Below are 16,773 nucleotides of genomic sequence, written 5' to 3' on the forward strand. Positions count from 1 at the left end.
TATGTCGCAGAAAGTCATTACCATTTTGGGTGAAAATATTGAGCCAGGCAAAAGCTATGAGCTTAATTTTGATGTAGCTAAACTCCACACCGCATCCTCTATTGATGTTCCTATAATTATAGAACGCGCTAAAAAACCCGGCCCTACCGTTTTACTGACTGCTGGTATTCATGGAGACGAATTAAATGGTATTGAAATTGTACGGCAACTCATTGCAAAAGGCATCAACAAACCAAAATGTGGAACAATTATTTGTATTCCCATTATCAACATTTTTGGTTTTATAAATTTAAGTCGGGAATTTCCTGATGGCCGCGATTTAAATCGGGTTTTCCCTGGTTTAAAAAATGGGTCTTTAGCCAGTAGAGTTGCTTATAAACTAGTAAATGAAGTACTTAATCAAGCCGATTATGTATTAGACTTTCATACTGGAGGTGCTGGACGCTTTAATGCACCTCAAGTCCGTATTGCTAAAAACAGCAACAGACTGGATGCATTAGCAAAAACTTTTGGAGCCCCTTTTGTTTTGTACTCTAAAAATTTAAAAAAATCATTTAGAGAAACAGCCTACAAAGCAGGCATAGCGACACTATTGTTTGAAGGGGGAAAATCGCATCATATTGATATAAATATTACTAATACAGGTGTTAATGGTGCCAAACGCGTATTACATAGTTTGGGCATGCTAGGCTCCAAATTTAAAGTAAGTGAACCCAAACAAAAACCAGTTTTTATAATGGCTAGTAAATGGCAACGTGCCAGTTATTCTGGTATGTTTAAAGCCTCGGTTACTACTGGAGCCAAGGTTAAGAAAGATGATATCTTAGGAAATATTACCGATCCATACGGCAAATTCAATCACTTTGTTCGGGCAGAAAGTTCTGGATATATTATCAATGCAAATGAATCGCCATTAGTATATCAAGGTGATGCTTTGTTTCATATTACAGCACGCTTAAAGCAGCATCCTATTAAACAGATTGAAAATGACGAAATCTGAATTACGAAAAATCTATAAACAAAAACGGCAAGCACATTCAGCTGAAACTATTGACAATTTAAGCCTACAAATTGCCAATAATCTTTTAGAATTACCTATTTGGGAGTTTTCTTACTATCATATTTTTCTGTCGATTACCGAACAAAAAGAAATAAATACCGATTATATATTAAGTATTCTCTCCGGAAAAGATAAACATACAATCATTTCAAAAAGTGATTTTCAAACCACTAAATTGACGCATTTTTTATTGACCGATGCAACAATTATTAAAAAAAACGCATACAACATTCCAGAACCTATTGATGGGATTCCGATTGCTTCAAATGTTATAGATGTCGTGTTTATTCCGTTATTAGCATTTGATAAGCACGGCCATCGTGTAGGTTACGGAAAAGGGTTTTATGATGGTTTTCTGAAAGATTGTAAACCCGAAACGATTAAAATAGGACTTTCCTTTTTTGAAGCCGAAAGCCATATTGAAGGCATTTTTGAAAACGATGTGCCTTTGGATTTTTGTATCACACCAACTAAAACCTATCGGTTTTAGCTTTATAACCGTTTATATTCTGTTTTTTCTATTAGAAATTGAATAGGTTGATCATCACTAATCTTGAATTTTGTTTCTAGTGTTTTTCTGCCTTTTAAGGTTTGAATAAACACAACAAAATGTAAATGTGGTCCTGTAGACCAACCTACATTTCCACTTTCAGCAATAAACTGGTTTTTTTCAACAACATCACCTTTCTTTACTTTAGCGCCTTTCCGTTTTATATGTGTATATTCAGCAAAAGTACCATCGTCATGGTAAATAATAATTTTATTATTAAACTCCTTGCAGTCCTGTGTTGTACAGTTTTTACTAAATTTATCTACAACCTCAACAACCAAACCACCTCGCGCCGCAAGAATTGGAGTGCCAATTGGCATGGAAAAGTCTAAAGCATTCTCATTAGCATGAGATAATTTCCCATTATATCCTTGAGAAAGCATATAAGCTTCACCCTTCTGGAATGGCAAAGCATATGGATACTCTTTTTCGTAATCTTTTAAATAATGATCACCATAATTATAGGTGGTACTTCCACTAACACCATATTTTCCTTTTTTAATTTGTGTTAAGGTTGTTAGCTTAATGTTTTTAGTATTGGCAGGAAGAAGGAAGATTTTATCATTTCCTTCGGAAGATTTTAAATTTTTTAATTTAAAACTAACTTGAATTGAAACTGGAATAGGTTCATTATTATCAACATAAAATTCATAACCGTTTTCTATATTTTCGTAACGAGATGCTACATCTAACTGTGCAAATAAGCTTGTTGAAATAAGACACGCCCAGATAAAAAAACTAGCTTTTTCTAAATTCATGTTTCAAGTTTTTGAGTCAATATTTATCTAAATTATCTAATATATAAAATTAAGCAAACGCACGTTTATTAAATACAATTAGCAACCCAAAGCCTGTACTGATAGCCATATCAGCTACATTAAAAACGGGTTCAAAAAAGGTAAAATATTCACCACCATAAAAAGGCAACCAATCTGGCAAATAGCCTTTCCACAAGGGGAAGTACAACATATCAACTACCTTGCCGTGTAAAAAACCATCATAACCACCATTTGCAGGCATAAAACTAGCTACTTGACCATAGCTATCATCAAATATAACACCATAAAAAACGGAATCAATAATATTACCTAAAGCACCAGCAAATATTAGTGCAACTGCCCAAATTAGTATTTGCGACTGTTGCTTTTTTGTAGCATCATAGAGCCAGTAACCTATTCCAAAAATGGCAACAATCCTAAAAAGAGTTAATGAAATTTTAGCTGTTCTATCTGATATAAAGCTAACAAAATCGCTAATTTTAGTACCCCAAGCCATACCATCATTTTCAATAAAATAAATTTTAAACCAACTAAAAACAGTCACATCCTCACCCAAAACAAAATGAGTTTTTATATATATTTTGCTTACTTGATCTATAAGTAAAATGAAAATTATGAAAAGAATGGATTTTTTTAAAGACATAATAGGTTTTAGTTCGTTAGAACTATTTAAAATTGAAGCACAAAAATAGCACTATTATTGGGTTTTTGTTACCCTAATATTTCCATTTATAGAATTTAGTGTTAGTTGCTTGGTACTTACTGGTATTTTATCTTGCTTTATAGTACCGTTTTTGGTGTATAAGTCCAATTTTCCAGAGTGTGTTTCCAATTCTATATTGCCATATAAAGTATCTACATGCAAACTTCCAGAATAATTTTCAGCTGAAAAATGACCATTTAATAATTCGGCTGTTAAGTATTTAAAATTCCCCTTTGCAAAAACAGATGCAATATCGCTAGTGATTGTTACTGTTAAATTTTCAGGAATTTCTATCGTTAATTCGAGGGAGATTTTTTTATGAGCTGCCAGTTTATCATCTGGTTTCACAAACAAAGGTTGGTAAGCACTTCCAATAAACAGTGTATCATTTTCTTGACGTGTTTGCAATACAACTTGTTCATTATTTTCGCCTTCTACCTGTAAATCCATTGATACAGTTTGTATTGGTTTTGTGGCTATTTTTATTTTAAAAATGGTATTTCCTGAAATATCTATAGTAGCTACTTCAGAAGCATCAACAACCCGTTGCATCCCTTTCTGTCCAAAAACTGGAATATAAAATATAAAAAACCATATGACTACTAAACCTATTTTCATATAACTAAAAACGCTTCAATAAATATTGAAGCGCTTATTATTTTAATATTATAAGTATTACTGTTGCATGTTTTTAGCTTCAATACTTAACGTTGCATGAGGCACCAACTTTAAACGCTCCTTGGCAATTAATTTGTTGGTTACACGACAAATACCATATGTTTTATTTTCAATACGAATTAACGCATTCTTTAAATCGCGAATAAATTTCTCCTGACGAATGGCTAATTGGGCATTCGCTTCTTTACTCATGGTTTCACTGCCTTCTTCAAACGCTTTAAATGTTGGCGATGTATCATCGGTTCCATTATTTAAATCGTTCATGTAAGCACTTTTTATAAGCTCTAAATCGTGTTTTGCTTTTTCTATTTTTTCTTGAATAAGCGTTTTGAATTCAGCTAAATCTTTATCTGAATATCTAACATTGACATCTTCTCCCATATTCTTAATGTTTTTTAATAGACAATTTGGTTGTTATTGCATCAAACGCAATATCTATACCAGCTTCAATTTCTTCTTTTAGTTCTAAAGTTTCTGTTAGTGTTTCTGCTTTAATATACGCTAAATTTTTAGTAACTGCTACTAAAATTTCATCATGTTTTTTAATGAAAACGTCTATTCTATCAGTTACTTCAAAACCAGAGTCTTTACGCAAATTTTGAATACGATTAACTAGTTCTCGCGCAACACCTTCAGAACGTAATTCTTCTGAAATTGTTACATCTAAAGCCACGGTTAATGCGCCTTCATTTGCCACTAACCAGCCTTCAATATCTTGCGAGGTAATTTCTACATCTGCGCGTTCCAAAGTAATGTTTTTTCCGTTAATTTCAACATCAATTTCACCCTTTTGCTCGATTTTTTTAATATGATTAGCATCAAATGCCTGTATCGCATTCGCAATCAACTTCATATCTTTACCAAAACGCGGTCCAAGAGTTTTGAAATTCGGTTTAATTTGTTTTACTAAAATTTCAGAAGCATCTTCTAATATCTCAATTTCCTTAATGTTCACCTCATGTTTTATAAGGTCTGAAACAGCTAAAATTTCTTCTTTTTGCTGTTCGCTATCCACTGGAATCATGATTTTTTGTAATGGTTGACGCACTTTAATTTTCTCTTTAGCACGTAAGGATAAAACCAATGAGGATATTGTTTGTGCGGCTTCCATTTTTCGCTCTAATGATTTATCAACAAAACTGGAGTCAAATTTTGGAAAATCGGCTAGATGCACACTTTCAAACCCTTCTTTTTTAGTGACCGCATTTAAATCCATATACAGCCTGTCCATAAAGAACGGTGCAATTGGTGCTCCTAGTTTAGCAATCGTTATCATGCAGGTGTAAAGCGTTTGATAGGCTGATAATTTATCGGTTTGGTAATCACCTTTCCAAAAACGTCTTCTGCTTAAACGCACATACCAGTTACTCACGTAATCCTGCGTGAAATCTGAAATAGCACGAGCCGCTTTAGTTGGCTCATATTCTTCATAAAATTTATCGACTTTCTCAATAAGCGTATGTAATTCCGAAAGAATCCAACGGTCTAATTCTGGGCGTTCTTCCAATGGAATTTCCGCTTCTTGATACGTGAAATTATCTAAGTTAGTATATAAACTAAAAAACGAATAGGTATTATAAAGGGTTCCGAAGAATTTACGTTTCACTTCTTCTATACCTTCTAAATCGAATTTTAAATTATCCCACGGATTGGCATTTGCTATCATATACCACCGTGTGGCATCTGCTCCGTAGGTTGATAAGGTTTCAAACGGATCTGCAGCATTACCTAAACGTTTGGACATTTTCTGACCATTTTTATCCAGAACAAGTCCGTTAGAAACCACATTTTTATAGGCTACGGAATCAAATACCATAGTTCCAATAGCATGTAGTGTATAGAACCAACCTCTAGTTTGGTCTACACCTTCAGCTATAAAATCGGCTGGAAATGATTTGTTTTCGTCAATTTTATCTTTGTTTTCAAATGGATAATGCCACTGTGCATAAGGCATGGAACCCGAATCGAACCACACATCAATTAAATCTGCTTCGCGATTCATTGGTTTTCCTGAAGCCGAAACCAATACGATGTTATCCACAATATTTTTATGTAAATCTATTTTTGCATAGTTTTCATCCGAATTGTTTCCGACTTCAAAATCTTCAAAAATAGCTTTTGAAAGCACACCAGCTTCTACAGCTTTAGCCATTTCAGTTTTTAATTCTTCAACGGACCCAATACAAATTTCTTCTTTACCATCTTCGGTACGCCATATTGGTAATGGAATTCCCCAATAACGGGAACGTGATAAATTCCAATCGTTGGCATTGGCTAACCAATTTCCAAAACGACCGGTTCCTGTCGATTTTGGCTTCCAATTTATGGTTTCGTTCAATTGGAACATTCGGTCCTTAACATCGGTTACTTTTATAAACCAAGAATCTAATGGATAGTATAAAATAGGTTTATCAGTTCGCCAGCAATTTGGATAACTGTGTTTGTATTTTTCAACTTTAAAGGCTTTGTTTTCTTCTTTTAGTTTAATGGCTAGTTCCACATCTATGGAGCGCTCTGGTGCTTCGCCATCTGCATAATATTCGTTTTTTACATATTTACCAGCAAATTCACCCATTTCTGGACGAAATTTACCTTGTAAATTAACTAATGGTACTAAATTTCCATTCTCATCTTTTACTAATAATGGTGGAACTTCTGGTGTAGCTTGTTTGGCTACCAAGGCATCATCTGCTCCAAAGGTTGGTGCAGTGTGTACAATTCCAGTTCCGTCTTCAGTTGTTACAAAATCTCCAGCTATAACTCTGAATGCATTTTCAGGATTATCATTTGGTAGTGCAAATGGCAATAATTGCTCATAAGTAATTCCAACTAAATCAGCTCCAATAAATTCTTTAACCACGAAATAAGGAATCTTTTTATCGCCAGATTTGTAGTCTAATAATTCCGGTTTTGTTTCAACACGTTTAAATTTTCCATCAAACTGATTGTTTACTAGCGGTTTTGCCAACACCACATTTATAGGTTCAAACGTGTATTGGTTATAGGTTTCAACTAACACATAATCAATTTTTGGACCAACGGTTAATGCCGTATTGCTTGGCAATGTCCAAGGTGTGGTTGTCCAAGCTAGGAAGTAAATATCGCCTTCATTCTTCAAGAAATCTGGTAACGAATTTTCATTCGCTTTAAACTGTGCTACAACCGTTGTATCTGTAACATCTTGATACGTTCCTGGTTGGTTTAACTCATGAGAGCTTAATCCTGTTCCTGCTTTTGGCGAATACGGCTGAATGGTATAGCCTTTATAAATTAAGTTTTTATTATATATTTCTTTTAATAGCCACCAAACCGATTCCATGTATTTTGGCTCGTAGGTTATATATGGATTATCCATATCCACCCAATACCCCATTTTTTCGGTCAGGTCGTTCCAAACGTCTGTATAACGCATAACGGCTTTACGACAAGCAGCGTTATAATCTTCCACGGAAATGGTTTTCCCAATATCTTCTTTAGTAATACCTAATTCTTTTTCAACACCCAGCTCAATAGGTAAACCATGTGTATCCCAACCAGCTTTACGCTTTACTTGATACCCTTTCATAGTTTTATAACGTGGGAAAATATCTTTAATAGCACGTGCTAAAACATGGTGCACACCTGGCAGTCCATTTGCAGAAGGCGGTCCTTCAAAAAACACAAATGGTTTAGCGCCTTCACGAGTGGTGACACTTTTTTCAAATACGTTATGTTGTTTCCAGTAATCAAGAATATCCGTTGCCACTTGTGGCAAGTCAAGTCCTTTGTATTCAGGGAATTTATTACTCATAATTTCATTCATTCGTTTCGACCCGCGAAATTAATGATTTTTAGAGAAATAGCGACCTAAAATTAGTATTAAATCCGATACCGTTTTTTTAGAATTTAATTCTTAATTGTAATTATTCCAGTGATTTTACATGAGTTGCATTCTAATTAATTATTACCTTTTTTGTAAATCCACCGAATTCTGTCTCAATCTTAAATAAATATACACCTGTTTGTAACGTAACTGGTATTGTAATTCGGTGATCATTTGAGTCCATTTTTTTCAGTTTTATTTGTTGCCCTAACATATTGTACATTGTAAGTGTTTTTAATTGTAAGTTTTCAGGATTCACCAACACAATGGTTTTATTAGTTGAATTGTAAAAAACGACAAATTCATTTTGGAGAGTATAATCATTGACTGACAATGTTGCGGGAACATCAAAAACAATTTTAAACCGGTTGTTTATCTCACCAGATTCTACGGTTGTTAGGTAATTAGAAGCTCTTAAATTATGGTAAGTATCGCCATCTTTTAAATAAATTTCTGTATTATCTGGAATATGTTCTAAACTATCTATAGTAATTTCAATTATTCCACCTTGACTTGTTTTTATAGTAAGCGGTAAAACCACTGTATCTAAAATAGCGTCTATACCTTGAATAAGATAATCTTTGCCTTCAATTTTCCAGTACATGTCTTCAGGATTAACCTCATTTAATTCGCCATCAAAACCCCAATCTACTCCTGTTGTTGCGTTTTCATCAACAGTTAAAAGCAATTGTCTTTTATAATTATTTGGAGATAGGTATCCAATTCTCAATTTTGGTCTGGTATCGTTATTTTCCATTTCAGAAATATCTGAATTTGATCTAAAAAACCATGAATTAGCGTTATCTGAACCTTCTTTTACAAACGCACGTTGTTGGTTATTAAATACTATATTCCCACCTGTATTGGCTACTACAAAAAAACCTTGAGCAACAGGAATAAAGCGTTTTGGCGTTTTTGTAGCCATTCCGTTTGGACTTACATCGTTATCTGGTTGTGCCATAATTCCAGCTAAAGGCGGTGTGCCTCCTGACAAATTATACAGACCATAACCACCTTGATATTCGGCAGTTATATGCGATCCACCTCCAAAATGCTCCCAGAAATAAAGCGTTCCAGAAATGACATTCTCATTATCTAATAAAAATTTATAACTATCAATAGCCGAAGGATATGGATTTCCTACTAAATAATCATTCCCTGAAAATATAGGCAACTCAATAGTTCCATTATTTGGCTTCCCAATAAAAGTATAGTTCTGATAATCTGTTTCCGGCCCTGCACTAGTACCTTTCATGGTGTAACCCGTACCAACTTTTAAGGCATCTGTAAGGCGAATTTGTTGCCAATCGGCATAACTATCGCTTGGTAAGTTATCAAATTTGTATAACCAATATTTTGCAATTCTCATGGGAGACGTGGCACCATTATATCCACCAACAAATGAAATAGGCTGAGGGGTATTTGGTTGTGTTCCATCCTTTAGTATCTCTTGAATTTTAAAGGTTTCGGTTCCGTTTATAATTGAACTAGTTGCGCTGGAATGAACTGGAGATGACCAGTAATTGTATGTAAACATATTAACTGTTCCTTGTTGATCACGCTCTATTTTTCCTGATGGCGAAACGTATAGTTTGCTATTGAATGTTTGGATTAGTTGCGACTCGCCTTCCAAATCAATTTGACCATTTAATTGCAAATACCAACTATTATACAACCCGGAATTGTCCTTAATTGAAAACTCCTGACTTGGGTCAACTTGAAGTCCAACCATGCCTTGCGTTTTAGAGACGTTTAGGTTGTGCTTAATGTGGACAATTGATGCGTTTTCTGGATTATTACCTTTGGAAGTGATATCCCAAACCGAGCCATGCAGCCATGTATTTGTGTCCGTCCAATCGCCATTAGCTTTTGTAATGTATGGTAAAGGTGCTGTTTGGAGATAAATGTTTTTTACATTGTAAATTTTAGCCCCTAAAATAGTATCCAACTGACTTGGATTTGTTTTTTTATCATCTAGAATATCATCCTGATAGCCATTCATTTTATAATAACGGATTAAGCTATTACTAATAGCTGATGAAATTTCTTGGGGAATAACTTGGCCTTGGTTAAAATTACTTGATGTGTTCGTTTCCCCTAATTCTTGGTACACCATCCGTTTTACCTCAAGGGTTGTTAGGGCTCTATTAAAAACACGTACCTCATCAATTTGACCTTTAAAGAATTGATTATCGCTTAAATTATTTCCAATCCTAAATTTAGAAGTGTCATTTGAAACACCTCCAGAATCCAAACTATCTACTTGCACGCCATTGAAGTATAAAACAGATTTATTAGAATGGGTTGAAACAGCAACGTGTGTCCAAATATTCTCTGAAATAGGATCTGAAAATAAACGGTCACCGTTTATGACTGCAACAATCCGGTTGGCTCTATTTATTCTGATATGAAACCTATTCTGTCCGGCAATACGTTGGTTATTATTTTGAGTATTATTACCAACATCTTTTTTAAAGAAGGCCATGATTGTTGCATCATCAGAATTAAGGATATTCTCATCTTCTACATAATCGTTTCGTCCGTCAAAATATAAGCTATAACTATTATTTAAATCGCGTGGTGAACCAAAAACCTTGTCATTTCCATCTCTTGAGCCCATAACGCCATCACCATCGCCATCTGCTGTGTCATCAATTAGCCCATCGTTATTAGTATCTAAATTGGCATAAATAGTGCTATGAATATCATAGGTACGTGTTATATTATTGTAGACATCTAAATAATCTGGTTTACCGTCATTATCGGAATCTGCCGTATAGAATGGTTCTGAACCCTGTCCATCGTTCCCGTAAGCCGTAGCAAAATCTGCACCTTCATTATAATTCTCAAAAAAATCGAAAACGTCTAAAATACCATCACCAAAATATTCTATCGTGCCATCGCCATTGGTATCTTTTATTCTAAAGCGTTCAGAATCTATTCCATTTCCAACACCATTACCAGATATATCACCATCACCATTTACATAATCTAGATCTGTAGAATTTTGGTTTCCAACACCAGATTCATCAACATCAAATATGCCATCATTATCGCTATCTAAATCTAGATAATTTGGAATCCCATCTCCATCCGTATCTGGAATTGAAAGCCCTTCTAGACTATCTAACATACCATTATTATTCGCATCGTTACTCGCCGTTAATGGACTGTCAATTTTAGCCGTTCCGTTACTGTTAGCTCCAAACCCTGCTTCTACTATATCTGGTATCCCATCGTTATCGCTATCCAAATCGAAAACATCAGCAACACCATCACCATCAGTATCGCAAAGTGTTTGCTGTATTTTAATATCGTCTATGGCTAAATCATTTCCCAAACCACCTGGTGCATTATTAATAAATTGCACAATAAATTGGGATTCCGTTGTAACAATGGCTTCGGGTTCAAAAAGTTGCCATTCGGACACATCGCAGTCATTCCCAGAATTACAGCGTAAAATATCACCTGTTGAATATTCTGAAATTAAAGTATCGTCTGTTTTTAAAAACCGAACGGTAATATTTGGTTTAATCCGACTACCTGTTTCTGGATCCAATCCATTTGCCGGAAAAGCACTGTCCTTATTATCAATATTCATAACCCAAAAGCTATAGGTTATAGGCACACCTGGTAATGTTCCTGTGATGCTAGTTTCATAAAATACGCCAGGATCTACATCGGCATTAAAAATAGCCATGTTACCAAATTCACTATTGTCATTATCGGCATCGTCAGGTGTATGATCCTTTACATTTCCCCAAGCAAACCAAGCATAACTTGCTATAGCATCATAATTTCCTGCACCATAATTTTCGCCTTCAATACCATCTGTAATTTTATGATTTATGGTGTATTCACCATCATTTAAATTTCTATCATTTAAGGATGGACAATCTGCGGTATTGGGACGTGATGTGCCATCTTCTATACAATATGAAGTAGAAGCTGTATATAATGAGCTTATTCCATTTCCACGACCTGGCCCTACGCCAAATGTTTCGTTTAAAAATTTATAATTTGCTGTTGTGCTGGAATTGGTTGCGTTACACGCCAACTCTTCAACACGATCTGGAATACCATCATTATCATCGTCAATGTCTATATTATCCTTTACGCCATCGCCATCGCTGTCATAAAAATTTTGATTGGTAACATTAACAATATTTACAGAATAATCTTCAATCTCACCGGCTTTATAATTCATATCACAGGAAATATAAGTTTGATTATCATTGGTATCGCGAAGTCCAATACGCATTCTTGTAGATGCTAATACAGCCGTATTTGGAACAGATATTCGGATTGGGACCGTTGTTATTCCGGAATTATTTCCTTGGAAAGGAAAAACAAAATTTTCACCTGAATCCTCAAAACTGCCATTATCATTAAAATCAACCCACACTCGTAACTGATTTCTTACACTATTACTATTCCATGTATTAAGATTTACCGTGACTGTTCCATTTGCTGTCTCACCTCGATTGAGATTTGTAGACTCTGTTGCTGAAAAATCAGAATAGCCTCCAGTAGTTCCGTTGGAGTTTTTGACTATCGTTTGGAAACTGATTTGTGAAATATAATAGGTATTGTAATTACCTATATTTCTTGGTGTGCAATAAGTTTGTGCTTGCATTCGCCATGGAAAAAAAGCTAAAAAAAAGACAACAGAAAATACTGTAAACTTGTAGCATGTAGTTTGGGACATCGTATTAATTAGTTAAATTATGTTATTCACCCTACCTACGAAAAATTACAGATTGCGGTTTTTAGGAATAAAAAAAATCTGTTTTTAGATAGAAAACACATGCTAGTTATGTATAAAACAGCCTAATTTAAGTACTTATTTTACATTCATTTAACGGGTAATAATAGGTAAAATCATAGGTCCTAAAATTAGAAACCATAATATATAACTCGCTATCGAAGCGGGAAGAGCATACATGATAATTTGTTTCCGCATACATGGATTGCAGGTTTTGAAAAACAGCACAAAAGCCATCATTAAAACGCCAAAATTTTTCAGCAAACTTATCCATTGAGATAGCGTTTCAAGTAAAAAATATTCAGGATACGCAATAAAATCTAATAACCGTTCTAGAGTTTCAAATAATTGGAAAGAAAAAACAGCAAGTAAAATCCAATCCATATATTTAAAATTCTGCTTCGTATGAATGCGTTTGTATAAAATTATTGAAGCTATAATAGAAAGAATAAAGAAGAAGTTAGATACCACGGAATAAAAGAAATCAAATTGGAGTCCTAAAACTTTTTGAGTCTCCAAAATTTCTTGACAACCAATTAACCATCCGAGATAGTTATAGGTGTAAATATCAGAAAGGGCTCCCGAATTTAAAACGGCATCGAAAGTTATAAAGGTTATATTATAGAACTGCGTTTTAATTGGGAAAAACAGCAAAAACAAACACAAAACAAACAGGTGTTGTTTGGAAATTTTAATCGCTTTCATAGAAATATTGTTACACAATAAACCCAACCAAATCCTCTATTTTAGAAATCAGTTGAATTTTTATTGTTGCATTCTTTAAGGCTATTTTATTGTATTTAGATACAAATATGGTTGAAAAACCTAATTTTTCGGCCTCAAGAATGCGTTGTTCCACACGTTGAACCGGTCGGATTTCTCCAGACAAACCAACTTCGGCAGCAAAGCAATAATCTTTTGGTAATGATACATCTTCATTGGATGATAAAATGGCAGCAACTACTGCTAAATCTATAGCTGGATCGTCCACAGATATACCACCTGTGATATTTAAAAACACATCTTTAGCACCTAAACGAAAACCGGCTCGTTTTTCTAAAACCGCCAATAACATATTTAATCGTTTCGCATTAAAACCTGTAGCACTACGTTGTGGCGTTCCGTAAACGGCTGTACTCACCAATGCTTGAACCTCAATCATTAATGGACGCATACCTTCCAAGGTTGCCGAAATGGCATTACCTGATAAATCTTCATCTTTTTTAGAAATTAGTATTTCTGAAGGATTAGAAACCTCACGCAATCCGGATCCTTGCATTTCATAAATACCCAATTCATTGGTAGAACCAAATCGGTTTTTATTTGCCCGTAAAATCCGAAAAACATGATTCCGATCACCTTCAAATTGTAACACCGTATCTACCATATGTTCCAAAATTTTAGGACCAGCAATATTGCCGTCTTTGGTGATATGTCCAATTAAAACAACAGGTGTTGCGGTTTCTTTAGCAAATTTAATGAGCTCGGTTGTGCATTCTTTAATTTGAGAAATGCTTCCAGACGAAGACTCGATATAATCGCTATGTAGGGTTTGAATAGAATCTACAACCACAATATCGGGTTCTAGCTCTTCAATTTGCTTAAAAATATTTTGTGTTTTCGTTTCAGTTAAAATGTAGCAATGATTACTACTTGGATTAATACGTTCCGCACGCATTTTTATTTGTTTCTGGCTTTCTTCCCCTGAAATATATAATGTTTTGTAAGGTAGTTTTAAAGCAATTTGTAACAGCAAAGTACTTTTTCCAATACCTGGTTCACCACCTAGTAGAGTTAAAGATCCTGGCACAATACCACCACCTAAAACACGATTAAATTCAGCATCGCTTGTTTGCATACGTGCTTCTTGTGAGGTATCAATTTCGTTAATTAACAAGGGTTTGGAAACGCGCTTATTATTTGACGATGTTGGAGTTTTCCAATCACTTTTTTCAGGTTTTTGAATGACTTCTTCTGCAATCGTATTCCACTCTTTACAAGCTGTACATTGCCCTTGCCATTTACTGTATTGCGAACCACAATTCTGACAAAAAAATGTTGTTTTTACTTTAGCCATTATCTTACCCATCCTCTCAAAAGGAGAGGAATTATTTACAATTAAAAAATAATTTTACTTTTAGCTTTAGAATTGTTTAAATTCTAAATTAATATCCAAAATCTGCTTTAATGGCATCTGCACGACGTAACATTTCATCTTTGGTAATACCACCTATTTCTTGCAACACGTAAGCTGTTTGATAAGCTTTCATAGCTTTTTTTGGTTCGCCAGTTTCTTCGTAAAAACGGGCTATGTAATAATTTCCTAGAAGTGTATCTGGATATTCTTTTCGTGCTATTTTTCCTAATTCTTCAAAATATTCAAATTTTTCAGTTTTGTTTATAGCTGCTTCAATAGCATTAAAATCGTTTATTAAAATAGGCTTATCAATGTCAAATAAATCTAAAATAGTTTGATATTTTTCTGTCAAATAAGTCACTGGAGAGTCTTCTAACTTCAAAATGGTATCCTTAAATTCTGTTTTGCTGATAGGCTGAAAAACAAAGAAAATATCCTCTAAAGCATTTGGAATAGCATGTGCTGGCAATGCGTAATGTGTTGCCTTGTCAAATGAATCAAAGGTGTATAGAAAGTTTTTGTTCTCAATGCTTGACACAGCAGTATGTAAGGCATCTGTCCCTTCCTTAAGTTTGGCAATATCATTAGCCGATGTTGCTAAATAGTAAAACGTCTTCCGTTCAACTTTTGGTAATTTCTCCGTTAAATAGGTTTGCATATCTGGTGCTAAATCAGGACTAATTGCAATATAAGCTTGAAATAATGGTTGTGCTTTTAATAGAAAATAGTTCATGAAATTAGCTGTGCGATCATGACCTATTATTACACGGAAATTAACTGTTCTAAAGGTGTCATCAATATAATTGAGTAACTCCATTCCTAAAAACTCGTAAAATGCTGCACCAGTTTCAATAGGCAATGAGTTTTGCTCGGAATACATGACATCTGCCGAACGACTATCCACTTGGTTTACGCCTACAACAATACTTTCAGGCATATCTTCCCAATAGGAATAATAATCTACATTTCCAGCAACGGCTTCAAACATATAGTCGCCATCCAAGACTACAATTACAGGGTAAGCCTTTTCTGTATTAGCATCATAACCGCGTGGTAATTGAATTTTAATTTCTCGTGTGGTTCCAAGTTTAGCAGACTCCAAAGGGTGATAAATAACTTGGGAATTGATAGTAAAAACACTAAAAAAAAGAACAAATAAAAAGGCTAGTTTTTTCATGATTAAGCTGTAAAATATTTAGGGCAAGTTATGAAAATATGCCTAAATATTTAATGGTATTAAAAAGAAATAATATCTGAATAAGACTAGGAATTTTTTTCTATTACTGGCTTGTTCCTATTAAAAATAGGTAAGTACACTAAAGACAAACCACCGAACAAAATAATGAGTAAGGTTTGCGAAGTCCAAATAATCCAACCAAAAGCAATACTTGGCGCTTCGGGAATAGCAAAAATAGAAAATGCTGCATATATGGCAATTGGATACGAGCCAATACCACCATTGGTAGCTGCAATACTGAAGGTTGCTGATATGAATCCTATTAATATAGCACCAATTGTTACTCCGTTTAAAGCTTCAACTGAAAAAGAGGTTGTATAAAACATAAGGACGTACATTACCCAAATAAATACAGTATGACTTAAAAATGCCCATTTCTTTTTCATTTTAAAAATGCTTAATGCACCTTCTGCTAAACCTCTTATAAAGTTTTTAATTTTTAATCCGAAGCCTGATGTACTTTTTTTAATATAATAAATAAAAACAGCTACAAGTCCTATAGCAATAATGAGATACACCAATAAACTTTTAGGATTAAAGCGCTCTACAAAAAAAGACATGATAAAATCGAATTGTAAAACAAGGGTAATTCCAATAATAAGAAGCAGCATAATAACATCGGCTACACGTTCTGCAACAATAGTACCTAAACATTTTTCAAATGGGACACCTTCATAAGTTGTTATAATGGATGCTCGGGCAACTTCTCCTGCACGAGGAATGGTATAATTAATAAGATAAGCCGAAAAAACGGCCATAAAACTATTGCCAAACTTTACTTTATAACCCATGGGTTCAAACTGAAACAACCATCGGTAAGATCGTGATAAATGGCTTAAAAGTCCAAAAAACATACCAAGACCTATGTAAAAGTAATTGGCGTTTTTAAAATAATCTATTAATTCTGTCAGAGGCACTTTGGATAAAGAATACCCTATTAAAAAAACTCCCAACAGAATTGGGAGTATAATTTTAAGATATTTCTTTAAGGTAGTATTCACT

General features: G+C 34.3%; 12 protein-coding genes. 2 read left to right on the top strand and 10 right to left on the bottom strand.

What is annotated here, in order from left to right; genetic code table 11:
• The first annotated feature begins 1 nt into the window (after position 1).
• Together BM239_RS02265 and BM239_RS02270 are read left to right on the top strand one after the other, a co-directional pair.
• Entirely contained in the window at positions 2–1,000 is a 999-nt protein-coding gene (locus BM239_RS02265; protein ID WP_092206020.1) for a succinylglutamate desuccinylase/aspartoacylase family protein, read from the top strand.
• Positions 987–1,550, top strand: a complete 564-nt coding sequence (locus BM239_RS02270; protein ID WP_092206021.1) for a 5-formyltetrahydrofolate cyclo-ligase — start codon at positions 987–989, stop codon at positions 1,548–1,550. Before BM239_RS02265 ends, BM239_RS02270 begins: the two co-directional genes overlap by 14 nt.
• Before the next feature lie 2 nt (positions 1,551–1,552).
• Here BM239_RS02270 and BM239_RS02275 read toward each other — a convergent pair whose 3' ends face one another.
• The 10 genes from BM239_RS02275 to BM239_RS02320 all read right to left on the bottom strand — a co-directional run bounded on the left by BM239_RS02275 (position 1,553) and on the right by BM239_RS02320 (position 16,772).
• Complete coding sequence (locus BM239_RS02275; protein ID WP_092206022.1) at positions 1,553–2,368, bottom strand: M23 family metallopeptidase; 816 nt, start codon at positions 2,366–2,368, stop codon at positions 1,553–1,555.
• Between the two features lie 49 nt (positions 2,369–2,417).
• Positions 2,418–3,032: a lipoprotein signal peptidase gene (locus BM239_RS02280; RefSeq protein WP_092206023.1), complete on the bottom strand. Its 615-nt coding sequence runs from the start codon at positions 3,030–3,032 to the stop codon at positions 2,418–2,420.
• 54 nt (positions 3,033–3,086) lie between these two features.
• On the bottom strand, positions 3,087–3,710 hold the full coding sequence (locus tag BM239_RS02285; RefSeq protein ID WP_092206024.1) for a DUF4097 family beta strand repeat-containing protein: 624 nt from the start codon (positions 3,708–3,710) through the stop codon (positions 3,087–3,089).
• Between the two features lie 57 nt (positions 3,711–3,767).
• The gene (locus BM239_RS02290; RefSeq protein WP_092206025.1) at positions 3,768–4,151 is read right to left on the bottom strand and encodes a TraR/DksA family transcriptional regulator; all 384 of its coding nucleotides are present in this window, start codon (positions 4,149–4,151) and stop codon (positions 3,768–3,770) included.
• A 4-nt stretch (positions 4,152–4,155) separates the two neighbouring features.
• Positions 4,156–7,560 carry an isoleucine--tRNA ligase gene (ileS, locus tag BM239_RS02295; protein WP_092206754.1) on the bottom strand — a complete coding sequence of 1,135 codons (3,405 nt, stop codon included), beginning with the start codon at positions 7,558–7,560 and terminating at the stop codon, positions 4,156–4,158.
• A gap of 142 nt (positions 7,561–7,702) precedes the next feature.
• On the bottom strand, positions 7,703–12,340 hold the full coding sequence (locus tag BM239_RS02300; protein ID WP_092206026.1) for a LamG-like jellyroll fold domain-containing protein: 4,638 nt from the start codon (positions 12,338–12,340) through the stop codon (positions 7,703–7,705).
• A 150-nt stretch (positions 12,341–12,490) separates the two neighbouring features.
• Positions 12,491–13,102, bottom strand: a complete 612-nt coding sequence (locus BM239_RS02305) for a hypothetical protein (RefSeq protein ID WP_092206027.1) — start codon at positions 13,100–13,102, stop codon at positions 12,491–12,493.
• 10 nt (positions 13,103–13,112) lie between these two features.
• Positions 13,113–14,474, bottom strand: coding sequence for a DNA repair protein RadA (radA, locus tag BM239_RS02310; protein ID WP_092206028.1), 1,362 nt, complete (start codon positions 14,472–14,474; stop codon positions 13,113–13,115).
• Positions 14,475–14,562: 88 nt separating this feature from the next.
• Entirely contained in the window at positions 14,563–15,711 is a 1,149-nt protein-coding gene (locus BM239_RS02315; protein ID WP_092206029.1) for an alpha/beta hydrolase, read from the bottom strand.
• An 86-nt stretch (positions 15,712–15,797) separates the two neighbouring features.
• Positions 15,798–16,772 (bottom strand): lysylphosphatidylglycerol synthase transmembrane domain-containing protein, encoded by a 975-nt coding sequence (locus tag BM239_RS02320; RefSeq protein ID WP_092206030.1) that lies wholly within the window; start codon positions 16,770–16,772, stop codon positions 15,798–15,800.
• Position 16,773 lies beyond the last annotated feature (1 nt).

It is taken from the genome of Algorimicrobium echini (assembly GCF_900115185.1).
Lineage (GTDB): Bacteria > Bacteroidota > Bacteroidia > Flavobacteriales > Flavobacteriaceae > Algorimicrobium > Algorimicrobium echini.

Excerpts from the sequence above, each read along its gene's own strand:
- BM239_RS02265 (WP_092206020.1), top strand. The coding sequence starts at position 2 with ATGTCGCAGAAAGTCATTACCATTTTGGGTGAAAATATTGAGCCAGGC.
- BM239_RS02270 (WP_092206021.1), top strand. The coding sequence starts at position 987 with ATGACGAAATCTGAATTACGAAAAATCTATAAACAAAAACGGCAAGCA.
- BM239_RS02275 (WP_092206022.1), bottom strand. The coding sequence starts at position 2,368 with ATGAATTTAGAAAAAGCTAGTTTTTTTATCTGGGCGTGTCTTATTTCA.
- BM239_RS02280 (WP_092206023.1), bottom strand. The coding sequence starts at position 3,032 with ATGTCTTTAAAAAAATCCATTCTTTTCATAATTTTCATTTTACTTATA.
- BM239_RS02285 (WP_092206024.1), bottom strand. The coding sequence starts at position 3,710 with ATGAAAATAGGTTTAGTAGTCATATGGTTTTTTATATTTTATATTCCA.
- BM239_RS02290 (WP_092206025.1), bottom strand. The coding sequence starts at position 4,151 with ATGGGAGAAGATGTCAATGTTAGATATTCAGATAAAGATTTAGCTGAA.
- ileS (WP_092206754.1), bottom strand. The coding sequence starts at position 7,560 with ATGAGTAATAAATTCCCTGAATACAAAGGACTTGACTTGCCACAAGTG.
- BM239_RS02300 (WP_092206026.1), bottom strand. The coding sequence starts at position 12,340 with ATGTCCCAAACTACATGCTACAAGTTTACAGTATTTTCTGTTGTCTTT.
- BM239_RS02305 (WP_092206027.1), bottom strand. The coding sequence starts at position 13,102 with ATGAAAGCGATTAAAATTTCCAAACAACACCTGTTTGTTTTGTGTTTG.
- radA (WP_092206028.1), bottom strand. The coding sequence starts at position 14,474 with ATGGCTAAAGTAAAAACAACATTTTTTTGTCAGAATTGTGGTTCGCAA.
- BM239_RS02315 (WP_092206029.1), bottom strand. The coding sequence starts at position 15,711 with ATGAAAAAACTAGCCTTTTTATTTGTTCTTTTTTTTAGTGTTTTTACT.